Below are 12,476 nucleotides of genomic sequence, written 5' to 3'. Positions count from 1 at the left end.
GAAACAGATAAGACCTGGCCCGGTAACGGCGTCGGGTTTATCTTGATAACTGCAGGTTGCCCCTTTTTGCCGCATTTATGTCGCGCTAGCGTGTCAGCGTTCGGAAACTTTTTCGAAGCGGCGGAGGGGCCTGTGCGTCAGGGCATGCGAAATCATCTGGTGAATGTTGCGATCGGAACCGGTCTGGCCATGATGGCGATGACGGGATCGACCCTTGCCATCGAAAGCTGTGTGGCCTCCCTGAAGAAACAGGCTGTTGCAGCCGGTGTCCGTCCGGAAATCGCAGAACGCATGCTGTCGGGCGCAACGTTCGACGAGAAGGTCATCCGGTTCTCCACTTCCCAGCCCGAGCACAAGACCGAAATCTGGGACTACATGGCCTTTCTGGTCGATGCGGAACGGATTCAGGATGGCAAGGCCAATCTGAAAAAGCACAGCCGCACCCTGTCGTCGATCGAAAAACGATATGGGGTCGACCGACACGTCGTGCTGGCCGTCTGGGGTATCGAGAGTGATTACGGCAACTTCCGGGGCGATTTCTACACGCCGCACGCGCTTGCCAATCTGGTCTGTGCCGGCAAGCGGCGGCAAAAGTATTTCCAGGGCGAACTCATCAAGACCATGCAGATCGCATCGCGCGGCGACGTTCCTGCCAGCGATTTCGTCGGCTCCTGGGCAGGGGCCTTCGGACAGACCCAGTTTATGCCGAGCACCTACAACAGTCTTGCCGTCGATTTCGACGGCGACGGCCGAAAGGATCTGGTGAACTCCGTCCCCGATGCGCTCGCCTCAACTGCGAACTTCCTTAAAAACGCCGGGTGGCGCAACAGCCGGCCATGGGGCTACGAAGTCAAGGCGCCAAAAAGCTACAGCGGCCCGTCTGGCCGGAAGAACTATGCCTCCCTGTCGACCTGGGCCAAACGCGGCTTCACCAAAATCGATGGCGGTGGATTGTCCGGAAACCTGGACGCAGCTCTTATCCAGCCCGCAGGTGCGGGCGGTCCGTCATTCCTGGTGACACGCAACTTCCGGGCGCTGCGGTCCTACAACGCATCGACCTCCTATGGTCTTGCGATCGCCCTTTTGTCGGAACTCGTTTCCGGAGGCGATCCGTTCAAGACGCCCTGGCCGACGGACAATCCCGGCCTCTCCCGCGCACAACGTGTGGAGCTGCAGAAGCTCCTCAACCGCAACGGCTTCAACGTCGGCGAACCGGATGGAAAGGTCGGTCCTGCGACACGGGAAGGCATCCGCAAGGCGGAGGCGCGGCACGGACTGCCGGTGACGGGGCGTCCGTCATGGAATGTCTACACGGCGCTTGGTGGGAAATAGCTGCATTGCCTCTTGCCGGCACTTTCGGGAGGTGCCTGCAACCTTTGTGTCAGGAAGCGTCCTGGGCAATGGCGACGAGCGCGCTGGTGTGAAGGCAGCTTCTGTTCCGGCCTGTTTTCTTGGCCTGATACATGGCTTCATCCGCAGTCCTGAGCAGCTCATACTCTAGGTCGGGTCCATTAGCCTGAACCGCAATTCCGACGCTGGCACCAACCGTCCTGTCCATACCGTCCTTGACGGGGATCGGCAGGTTGATGTCGTGAACGATCTTGTCGGCCAGCGCTGAAAGACTGTCGGCACCAGTGCGCCGCGTGGTGAGGAGCAGGAACTCGTCGCCACCCATCCGGATGATCGTTTCGTCCTTGTGCAGCAGGTTCGACAACCTGTCCGCGACGGCTTTTATGACCTGGTCACCGACTGAATGGCCATGGTGATCGTTGACGGTCTTGAATCGGTCCAGGTCAATCAGAATGGCAGCGACCTTCACTCCCGGCGCCATGCCGGTTCTGGTCGTTTCGAAGAATTTCGACATCATGCGCCGGTTGCCGACACCGGTCAGGGCGTCATGAAGCGCGTTGTATTCGATCTGGGCGTTGAGTTCCCGCAAACTCCGGTTTGCGTCCCGCAGTTCTGCGTTCAGGGTTTCGGTTCTGGTGCGCAGCTCACGTTCGTAATCGGCCTTGCTGTGCGCCAGCCGGAATTCCATACGGTTCCGGAAGTCGTTACTCTGGCGTTCCGTCTCCTCGGTGAACATTTTTTTCTGAAGTTTCACATAGGCTTTCAGATAGTCGAGAGCGCTGCGATGCTCTTCCAGGGCTTCATGGGTCTGGGATAGTTTCAGATAGAAATTCCGGGTCCAGTGGTGATAGTCGGCGCCGGCGGCATTCAGCAGCCCGTTCTCCAATTCGGCGCGCGCTTCGTCGTAGCGTTGCTCTTCGAAAAGGCTCAAGCCCAGGACGTAGTAAAGGTGGCAGGCGACCCGGTGGTCCTGGCTGAACTGAGCCGCGGCAAGCCCCTTGGCGGCACAGGCTCGCGCTTCTTTCAACGCGCCAGTCTCCACCAGCGCAGCCCCCAGCACCTCATAGGCGTAGGGCAGGTTCACGGCGTTGCGATGCTCGAGCGCATCGGCCAGGCAGGCTTTTGCCGTATCGACGGCAGCCTCAAGACTGCCGCAGCGCAATTCGGTACGCGATTGGGTTTGCAGGATGTGCGAGCGTTCAAAGACAAGCCCCAGCCGATCGGCAATCGCCATGGCTTCCTGAAGCTTCGACTGCGCCTTCTCGTAATCGTGGTGATACGCGCACATGTTGGCGAGCACTGTCAGCGGTTCGATGCCCGCGCGTCCATGCGCTGCGGCGCCAAGGATTTCGAGGCTTTCTCCCAGAATTTCATCGGCCTGACTGAGTTCACCCAGGCTGTAGACGCAAACCGATTTGATGACCAGAAGCTCCGACCAGCCTTCCGGGTCCTGCTTCGGGTCCATCATCGAGAAGGCCTTGTCCGCAAGCTTTGCCGCCGAGTCGAAATGACCGGACCAGCGTTCAAGCCAGGCAAGGTTGAACTGAAGGGGACGGTTGCCGGGATCGGGTTCCCGTTTCAGTGCGTCGTACAAAAGGCGTTTGCAGAACGCCGGATTGCGCCATCGCAAGGCCCAGCTTCGCGCTTGCAGTTCCTTCAGGTGCGCCTCCCTCGACGGCAGTTTCTAAAAAATACCACTGGTGATCATAGCCATATTTCCGGAAACGCGGCGTAAATTCATCTGGATAAGCCATAGATTTGTTGCGTTGCGAAAAACAACAGCGCAATATATTGGTGAAATTCTGGAGGTTTAGGCATGTCCGGGCGGATTTTGACTGTTGCACAGCAAAAAGGCGGGTCAGGGAAAACAACCCTTGCGGCCCATCTTGCCGTTGCGCTCGCAAAACAGTCCGGCGAACCGGTGGCGATCCTCGATGTGGATCCGCAAGGCTCCCTGGGTACCTGGTTCGAAGCGCGCGAAGACAACTTCGGCGAGGACAATACCGGCCTCGAATTCCGGACGGCGTCCGGCTGGGGGGCGAGGCGTGAGGCACGTTCACTCGCCAAGTCCCATGGCTATGTGGTTATTGATACAGCTCCCAAGACAGACAGCGATGCCAAGCCGGCCATTGATGCGGCAGACTTCGTGATCGTTCCGATCCAGCCGACGCCAGTCGACCTGTGGGCAACATCGCAGACGATCGAGATGGCTGCGCGCGAAGACACGCCCGCATTGCTGGTACTCAACCGCGTGCCGCCCCGCGCCTCCCTGACAGGTGAGATGGCAGATGCCATCGCGGCTACCGGATATGACATGCTCAATGCCCGTCTGGGCAACCGAACCGTTTTTGCGTCTGCCATGGGCAGGGGCCGCGCGGTGACCGAGGACGCGCCATCAAGCAAGGCGGCCCAGGAAGTTGCCTTGCTGATCGAGGAGCTGATCGGAAGGATCGGCTAAGGTCTCGGATGTCCTTGGGTCAGCAGTGTTCATTCTAAATCATTTTTTGCCTTGTCCTTGTCACGATCCAGTGCCTTGATAGGGGAAATTATAGGCCCCGGAGGATTGGCCATGTTCGTTTTTTCGTTTGTTTCCCAAAACCTTTCCCTGAATTTCAAGCAACGCTTCAAGACTGCCGCCAAAGAAACTCTGCTTACGCTGGCAACCGCGGGTTTGATCGGCGTTCTGGCAACGTCGGCCGGTGCTCAGGATCGGCGAATTGTCACCATCGACGATGCCGATTTCTTCGGCGGTGATTACCGCACGGTGAAGGATGTCGACCTGGATGGATGCAAGTCGGTCTGTCTTGGCGACAAGCAGTGCCGAGCCTTTACCTTCAACACATCTGCGGGCTGGTGTTTCCTGAAGACCGATTACGGTGAACTTCAGAGTTTTGCGGGCGCGATCGCCGGGCGGGTCGTCGAAGTCAAGGCGCCGCGCGCCGACCAGAGCGCCGACCGCAAGGCTGAACTGGTGTTTGTTCCCAAATCCCAGCTGGAAAGCGCACAGACCTATTCTCTCAGCATCGCGAATTCGGTGCGCCCGAACGGCCAGACAGCGGACCAGCTGCGCCGAAGCGGTCAGGAGGCTCTCGGCAATCGCAACGGCGCGCTTGCGGAAGCCGACTTCCTGCAGCTGATCAAGCTTGAACCGGGCGATTACGATGCCTGGACGCAACTCACCACCTCATTGCTTGTGCAGGATCCCGATAGCTGGCAAGACAGGGAAACCAACCGCAAGAACGCAATATCGGCTTCGGTCAATGCCTATCTGCGCTCCGTCAGCGCACCTGAGCGTGCCTTGTCGCTGGAATTGCTGGGCAGGTCCCTGATCCGCAGCAGCGAATACAAGACCGCGATCAAGGCCCTGCGGGCGTCACTGGCGGCCGAGGAAAACGCAAGCGTTCGCCGGCGATATGCCGATCTGGTTGCCGAACACGGCTTCCGGATTGTCGACCATGAAGTCGATTCCGACAGTGCATCGCCGCGGATTTGTCTGGTCTTCTCTCAAAAGCTCCCGCTTGGCGAGGACATGAGTCCTTATGTCAGCGTCAGCGGAGAGGGCACATTTGCGATCGAAACTGAAGGCAGCCAGATCTGCGCCGATGGGCTCAAGCATGGTGGCCGCTATCAGATCACCGCACGCAGCGGTCTGCCGGCAGCCGATGGCGAGAAGCTGGAAAAGACTTCCGATCTGACGGTCTACGTCAAGGACAGGTCTCCCTCCGTCAGCTTTCTGAGCCGCTCCTACGTGCTCCCCGCCGGTGGTGATCCGACCATCCCGATCGTTTCCGTGAACACCTCGGAAGTCGAAGCATCGATCTACCGCATTGGCAACCGCTCCATCGCCGACATCCTGCGCGACAACCGCTTCCTGCGGCAGCTGGACAGCTGGCGGGCGGACCAGATCGAGGACGAATTGGGCGAGAAGGCCTGGTCCGGGATCGTCGAGACCGACAATGAGCTGAACCAGGACATCACGACGGCCATACCGATTTCCGAAACGGGCATCGAGCTGAAGCCTGGTGTCTATGCCATGACGGCACGCTCCAAGCTCGACCAGAAGAACCGCTGGGGCACTCTTGCCACCCAATGGTTCCTGGTGTCCGATCTCGGACTGACAGCACTTTCGGGCGACAACGGCATTGCGGCCAACATCCGTTCCCTGACGAGTGCCGAGGCACTGGAAGGCGTGACCGTGCGCCTGCTTGCAGTCAATAACGACATTCTGGGTGAAACCGTCAGCAATGCGGAAGGCTTTGCGGAATTTGCCGTCGGCCTCACTCGCGGCCGCGGCGGTCAGGCCCCTGGCATACTGGTGGCCGAGACATCCGAAGGTGATTATTCCTTCCTGGATCTGCGCAAACCGGCGTTCGATCTCTCCGACAGGGGTGTCGAAGGCCGCGCAGCACCCGGACCGCTTGATGTTTTTGCCTGGACGGATCGCGGCATCTACAAGGCTGGCGAAACCGTGCATGCCCAGGTGCTGCTGCGCAACGCAAGCGCATCGGCGCAGGAGGACTTTCCGCTCACATTCATCTTCAACCGGCCCGACGGTGTCGAGCACGCCCGCTTTACCGTGAACGACGGCGGGCTCGGCAGCCATCTTCAGGACGTGACGCTGACTGCGTCTGCCCAACAGGGTATCTGGTCCTGGCAGGTTTTTGCCGATCCGAAAGGCAGGGCGCTCACTGAACAGACCTTCCTGGTGGAAGACTATCAGCCCGAGCGGGTCGATTTTGACCTCGAGACCGAGGCAACGGCCTTCAACCGGTCCGGACCGACAGTGGTGTCTCTCGATGCCAAGTATCTTTATGGCTCGCCCGCGAGCGGCCAGACGCTGGAAGGCGATGTCATCGTGCGACCGATCAGGACGCTCGAGTCGCATCCCGGCTATCAGTTCGGCATTGCCGATTCAGATGCCTATTCGCAGCGCGGTTCCTTGTCTTCCGGGCTGAAGACCGACGATGACGGCAAGCTTACCTTTGACGTCTTCATGCCGGAACTTCCTGAAACGACGATGCTTTATACGGGCGAGCTGATTGCGCGCCTGGTGGAAGCCGGCGGGCGTTACGTGGAGCGGGACCTGGATCTGCCCGTTGCCATCGACGGACCGCGCATTGGCGTCAAGCCTGCTTTCGACGGGGGTGTCGATGAAGGCGGTCCGGCAGATTTCTCCGTCATCGTCATCGATGAGGACGGCAAGGAAATGGACGGAGCCGATATCGGCTGGACCCTTTCCAAGGTAGACCGCCGGTATCAGTGGTATCGCTATGACGGCAACTGGTCCTATGAGCCGATCACGACAACCCGCCGTGTTGCCACCGGCACGCTGCAGGTGACGGCCGGACAGCCCGCACAGCTTTCCGTTCCTGTGGAATGGGGCGAGTACCGGCTTGATGTCGACGGCAGCGGAACGCTGCAGACTTCAACCCGGGTCACCTTCAATGCCGGCTGGTATTCCGCCGATGCGTCGTCCGATACGCCCGATTATCTGGATGTCGGCCTCGACAAGACCAGCTACCGGCCAGGTGACACAGCCAAACTGCGGCTGAAGCCTCAGATGGCCGGGATCGCCGTGGTCAATGTTGTTTCCGGCGGGCTGCTTGCCAGCAAGACCGTTGAAGTGGCTGCCGAGGAAACCGAAGTCGAGATTCCTGTCAGCGACGACTGGGGGGCAGGGGCCTATATCACGGCCAGCCTCTACCGGCCGATGGACCTGGACCAGAAACGGATGCCTTCGCGCGCTGTGGGCCTGTCCTGGCTGCAGGTCGACCCGGGAGACCGGGCGCTGGCAGTGGAGTTGTCGGCACCGGACCGGATACTGCCCGAGACCACGTTGGATGTGCCGGTGAAGCTCGCGAACCTGAAAGCGGGAGAGCAGGCTTATCTGACAATTGCCGCAGTCGATGTCGGCATTCTCAACCTGACTGGCTTCAAGACGCCTGATCCGGAGAAGTGGTACTTCGGCCAGCGGCGCCTTGGCACCGACTTCCGCGATCTCTACGGCCAGTTGATCGACCGGATGGCCGGAACCCGAGGGCGGGTCCGGTCCGGAGGAGATGCCGCAGGCATGCGGCTCGATGCACCCCCGCCGGACGAAGAACCGCTTGCCCTGTTCTCCGGGCTCGTGAGCGTTGGTGACAACGGTGAAGCGACGGTCACCTTCGATATCCCGGCCTTCAATGGCGCGGTCAAACTGATGGCGGTTGCCTGGACAAAGGACGGTGTCGGTTCTGCGGATCAGGAAGTGGAAGTGCGCTCACCGGTCGTGATGACGGCAAGTGCGCCAGCCTTCCTGGCACCGGGCGACCAGTCGCGTATTGCCCTGGAGATCGACAATGTAGATGGTCCCTCCGGTTCTTACGCGCTTGACGTTTCCGTGGCGGACGGTCTGCGGCTGGAAGGCGGCAGCACGGATCAGACGCGTACGCTTGATCTGGAAAAAGGCAAGAAAGCCCTCGTCCTCCTGACTGTTTCGGCAGAAGACATGTTGACAACATCTGAGGTGGTGGCATCGCTCACCGGACCGCAGGGCGAAGTCTTCGTCAAGCGGTTCAGCCTCGACGTTGAAGATACTCAGCCTGAAATCGTCCGTCAGTCCACCTTCTCACTGGCGTCCGGCGACAATCTCTCGCTGAATGCGGACACGTTTGATGGCTTACGGGCGAACACGGTCGACATCACCCTGTCTGCCGGCGGGGCTGCAAGCATCGATGTCGCAGGGCTGCTGGCGGCACTCGATCGCTACCCCTACGGCTGCACCGAGCAGACCACCAGCCGGGCCTTGCCTTTGCTGTACCTCAGTGAAGTTGCCGAGGCTGCCGGTCTTGGCGGTGACAGCGCCATTCGCGAGCGGGTGGTCAAGGCCATAGCCCGGATCCTGTCGAACCAGTCCTCCTCCGGTGATTTCGGTCTCTGGAACAGCTATGGCGGCGGTGACACCTGGCTGAATGCCTATGTCACCGATTTCCTGACCCGCGCTCGCGAAAAAGGCTATCTGGTTCCCGACCTTGCGTTTACATCGGCGCTGGACAATCTGGAAAACAGATTGGCCTATTCGTCCGACTTCCAGGATGGCGGCGAGGACATCGCCTATGCGCTCTACGTGCTGGCCCGCAACGGCCGCGCCTCCATGGGCGATCTCCGCTACTACCTGGATGCCAAGCTGCAGAACTTCGCGACACCGCTCGCCAAGGCCCAGGTGGCCGCCGGTCTTGCCCTTTACGGCGAGCGTGAGCGGGCAGCTACCGGTTTCCGGGCGGCGCTTGCCGCCTTGCCGAAGGAAGCTCCGCAGTATTATCGCGATGACTATGGCTCGATCCTGCGCGACAGCGCCGGTGTGACGGACTATGTCGTTTCGGCCTCCATGGAAGACGGTCTGAAGACTGAAGCCATCGATTTCCTGAAAACGGCCCAGGCCAACAAGCCGTACCGGTCGACCCAGGACATGGCGTGGATGCTTCTGGCCGCCAACGCCCTCAACGAATCTGCGCAAGACGCCCGGATCTCCGTACGGGGGGAAGTGACACCCGGACGCCTGGCCTGGTCGCTGTCCGGCAGCGAAGTTGCCGACTTCCCGGCAGAGGTGAAGAACAACGGTGAGATCGCAACGGAGCTTCTCGTTTCCGTGGCCGGTCAGCCGCTGGTGCCTGAGCCTGCCGGTGGCAAGGACTATGCTGTCGAGCGGACGGTCTACGATCTTGACGGCAATCCGATCGATCCGGCGGCGGTTCCGGTCAACACCCGGCTTGCCGTGGTCGTGACCGTGCGGGCTCTGACAGACCATCCGGGCCGCCTGATGGTGGTTGACCGTCTGCCAGCCGGTCTGGTGATCGACAATCCGCGTCTCGTCCGGTCCGGCGATATCGGAGGCCTGTCGTTCCTCGATACCGTCGATCAACCGGAACATTCCGCGTTCTATAAGGACCGTTTCGAGGTGGCCGTCGACCAGACCCGTTGGAGTGGCAAGGAACTGACCTTCGCCTATCTGGCGCGGGCCGCGACCCCGGGCGACTATACACACCCGCCGGCATCGGTTGAGGACATGTACCGTCCAGACCGTCGCGCCATCACGGCGACCGGTAGACTGGTCGTCCTGGGACCGACACGGTAAGGCCGCACGATGAAGGCTTTGGCGCAGCGGGATTGGCCCATGATCCGGCGGTGGTTGGCCGCTGCCGGTCTTGGGGCCGCTGCGCTGTCCGTCTGTGTGCTGACAAAGGTCCAGTACGACTATGCATCGCTGCCGGCTCCACCCCGTGTCGGAGATCTGCCGCTGTCGGTGGTCGTTCTCGACCGGAACGACCACTTGCTGCGCGCATTCACCAGTCAGGATGACAAGTGGCGTCTGCCGGTGGAACTCGCCGAAATCGATCCGCTCTATTTCCGGATGCTGCTGGCCTTCGAGGACAAGCGCTTTTTCGATCACGACGGGTTCGATCCGCTGGCACTGGTTCGCTCTGTTCTGCAAAGCCTCAAGAACGGCCGTATTGTTTCCGGTGGTTCGACGCTCACCATGCAGGTTGCGCGGTTGCTGGACGAGGAACCGACGAAGTCACTTGAGCGCAAATATGAGCAATTGCTGCGGGCCGTTCAGCTGGAAGCAGAGTTCTCGAAAGACGACATCCTTCGCCTTTATGCATTGCGGGCGCCTTTTGGTGGCAATCTGGAAGGTGTTCGGGCGGCAAGCCTGACCTGGTTCGGCAAGGAACCGGGACGTCTCACGCCGGCGGAAGCCGCGCTTCTGGTGGCATTGCCGCAAAGTCCGGAAGCAAGGCGGCCCGACCGGTTTCCCGAACGAGCCCGCAATGCCCGAAACCGTGTCCTTCGCCGGGCGGCGGCAGCTGGTGTTATCAGCACCGAGGACGCAGCATCGGCCGCGAACGAACCGGTCCGATCCGTCCGTTATGCAATGCCTTTCCTGGCACCGCATGAAAGTCGGCAAGCCCGTGCGGATGCGCCTCGGCTTCCTGTTCACCGGTTGACGATTGATCGGGAACTCCAGCGCGCGCTCGAAAGTCTGGCAAGGCGTAAGGTCGACGCAATGCCTGCACCTGTTTCGTTGGCGCTCCTGGTCGTCGATCACCAGAGCGGGGAAATTCTGGCAAGCGTCGGTGCGCCGGATCTTCTGGACACGCGACGTCAGGGGCATATCGACATGACCCGTGCGACCCGTTCGCCCGGCTCAACGTTGAAACCGTTCATCTACGGCCTTGCCTTTGAAGAAGGTGTCGGTCTGCCGGAAAGTTTCATTGAGGACCGTGCGACCAATATCGGCGGATACCAACCGACCAATTTCGACCAGTCCTACCAGGGGACGGTTACGCTGCGCGAAGCCTTGCAGTTGTCTCTCAATACGCCGGCAGTAAAACTGCTGGAAGCGGTTGGCCCTGCGCGGCTGATTGCTCGGCTGAAACGTGCGGGTGCCAATCCCGTCATGGAGAAGGGCATTGCACCGGGGCTTGCCATCAGCCTTGGAGGGCTGGGAATGTCCTTGCGGGACCTGACCCAGACCTACGCGGCGCTCGCCCGTGGCGGCGAGCCGGTCGCGCTGTCCGCCTGCCGCAAGGATTGCGAAGGAAACAGCTTGCCGGTGTCTTCTGCCCATGTGCTTTCGGAAAAGGCTGCCTGGCTGGTCAGTGATATCCTGTCGGGATTGCCACAGCCGCAAAGCGCCGAAACACATCATGTCGCCTACAAGACGGGCACCGCCTATGGCTACCGTGATGCCTGGGCTGTCGGTTTTGACGGACGCTATGTAATTGCTGTCTGGTCAGGACGTCCGGACGGCACGCCTGTACCCGGCGCAACCGGGGCTTCCGTCGCTGTACCGATTCTCTTTGAAGCCTTTCAGACGCTGGGGCCCGACAGGGTTCCGCTTCCGGATGGTCCGGCGGAAGCTATGGGTGTTGCCGGTCGACAGGTTCCCGAACCGCTCCGCTTTGCGCGGTTGCCACAAAACCGCGGCACGCTTCGCACGGGCGACACCTTGCAGATTTCCTATCCACCGGACGGAGCGGAACTGGCTCTGGGTTTTGCAAAAGACAGCTCACAGGACCGGGCGGCACAGCCGCTGGTCGTCAAGTTCAAGGGCGGTGCCGGGCCATTCTCCTTCCTGGTCAACGGCCGTCCCCTCCATACCGGGCAGCGGGAAAGGCAATTGGTTTGGCAGCCCGATACGCCAGGCTTCGCGGATGTGACCGTTCTTGATGCCAACGGCAACAGTGCTGGTATAACGGTCCTCTTGCGCTAGACGCCAATCGCCACGTCAAACCTTTCCTTGCAAAGTCGGCTGCGGGAATGCCTGCAGCTTGAGCTGGATTTGAGATGCGGCTTGATTGAACCAGCCTGTGATACCGTCTGTTTCGCGACAGTTCGTGTGAACTTGCCGAAACTTCCGCAAAAGGTGCTGATTCGTCTCTTCGTAGCGAATCTTTGTGCATCGGATTCCGCTTCAAAGTATGCCGAAGACAAGATTTGCCTGCTTTGTTCAGGTTTTAGGAGATTTTCTCCACTCGTCTGGGTGGTGAAGATGGTTCCCAAGGGTAAGGTGCGACAAGTTCTGTAGAATTTCTGTTTTAAGTTATTAATGAAGAATAAATAAAGAAAAAATCGTAGATAATGGATGTCCATATCTGATGTGGCTCGAAGTATGTGTGGAATATTTGTTGAGTGGTTTCACTGAGCTGAAGTGAATTCAGTTTTTGTTTGTTTTTTCTTGGCTGTATAGACTGCAGGGTTCCCTTCACGGAACAGTGATTTTTCCGCGGTTTTCCGCGATCGGTTATTTGATGGTTCCCTTGGGGAATGGAAAACTGTTTGCAAAACAGGATGTTGCAGAAAAAACACACAGCGGCCTGACAGTGCTTCCAGCCGCCAGATTGGACTTGCTGCCACACGTCGAGTTTGGTTCTTAAGCGCTGCGACGGCGAGTAATCGCCAGTAAAAATGGTTCGGGCTTTTTCGACTGAATTGTTTTTGTACGAAATCGCGGGGATGGAGCCCGCCAGGTCCTTGAGGGTCAGGTTCGGTTCCAATGAAAATTGACTTTTGGAGGTCAGATATGAAACTCAAGAGCTTGATGCTCGGCGCTGCAGCTGCTGCTGCTGCCACCACCGCACAGGCAG

General features: G+C 59.7%; 6 protein-coding genes. 4 read left to right on the top strand and 2 right to left on the bottom strand.

Going from position 1 to position 12,476, the window contains the following annotated elements; all coding sequences use genetic code 11:
- Nucleotides 1-144 precede the first annotated feature (144 nt).
- Nucleotides 145-1,332: a lytic murein transglycosylase gene (locus ACYQ54_RS26310; RefSeq protein WP_460087914.1), complete on the top strand. Its 1,188-nt coding sequence runs from the start codon at nucleotides 145-147 to the stop codon at nucleotides 1,330-1,332.
- A 49-nt stretch (nucleotides 1,333-1,381) separates the two neighbouring features.
- Here ACYQ54_RS26310 and ACYQ54_RS26305 read toward each other — a convergent pair whose 3' ends face one another.
- A complete protein-coding gene (locus ACYQ54_RS26305; protein ID WP_460087722.1) occupies nucleotides 1,382-2,980 on the bottom strand; it encodes a diguanylate cyclase domain-containing protein in 1,599 nt (532 codons plus the stop codon).
- Between the two features lie 186 nt (nucleotides 2,981-3,166).
- Here ACYQ54_RS26305 and parA point away from each other — a divergent pair, with 186 nt between their 5' ends.
- The 3 genes from parA to pbpC all read left to right on the top strand — a co-directional run bounded on the left by parA (nucleotide 3,167) and on the right by pbpC (nucleotide 11,602).
- Nucleotides 3,167-3,808 carry a ParA family partition ATPase gene (parA, locus tag ACYQ54_RS26300; RefSeq protein ID WP_460087720.1) on the top strand — a complete coding sequence of 214 codons (642 nt, stop codon included), beginning with the start codon at nucleotides 3,167-3,169 and terminating at the stop codon, nucleotides 3,806-3,808.
- 111 nt (nucleotides 3,809-3,919) lie between these two features.
- The gene (locus ACYQ54_RS26295; protein WP_460087719.1) at nucleotides 3,920-9,463 is read left to right on the top strand and encodes an alpha-2-macroglobulin family protein; all 5,544 of its coding nucleotides are present in this window, start codon (nucleotides 3,920-3,922) and stop codon (nucleotides 9,461-9,463) included.
- A gap of 39 nt (nucleotides 9,464-9,502) precedes the next feature.
- Entirely contained in the window at nucleotides 9,503-11,602 is a 2,100-nt protein-coding gene (gene pbpC / locus ACYQ54_RS26290; RefSeq protein WP_460087718.1) for a penicillin-binding protein 1C, read from the top strand.
- Between the two features lie 425 nt (nucleotides 11,603-12,027).
- Here the strand turns inward: pbpC and ACYQ54_RS26285 are convergent.
- Nucleotides 12,028-12,476, bottom strand: a 449-nt coding sequence (locus ACYQ54_RS26285; protein WP_460087716.1) for a hypothetical protein, incomplete at its 5' end; no start/stop codon positions are given.

The organism is Roseibium sp. LAB1 (assembly GCF_054658235.1).
The sequence above is the reverse complement of the archived record's forward strand: the minus strand, read 5'-3'. Positions and strand labels throughout refer to the sequence as shown.

Excerpts from the sequence above, each read along its gene's own strand:
- ACYQ54_RS26310 (WP_460087914.1), top strand. The coding sequence starts at position 145 with ATGCGAAATCATCTGGTGAATGTTGCGATCGGAACCGGTCTGGCCATG.
- parA (WP_460087720.1), top strand. The coding sequence starts at position 3,167 with ATGTCCGGGCGGATTTTGACTGTTGCACAGCAAAAAGGCGGGTCAGGG.
- ACYQ54_RS26295 (WP_460087719.1), top strand. The coding sequence starts at position 3,920 with ATGTTCGTTTTTTCGTTTGTTTCCCAAAACCTTTCCCTGAATTTCAAG.
- pbpC (WP_460087718.1), top strand. The coding sequence starts at position 9,503 with ATGATCCGGCGGTGGTTGGCCGCTGCCGGTCTTGGGGCCGCTGCGCTG.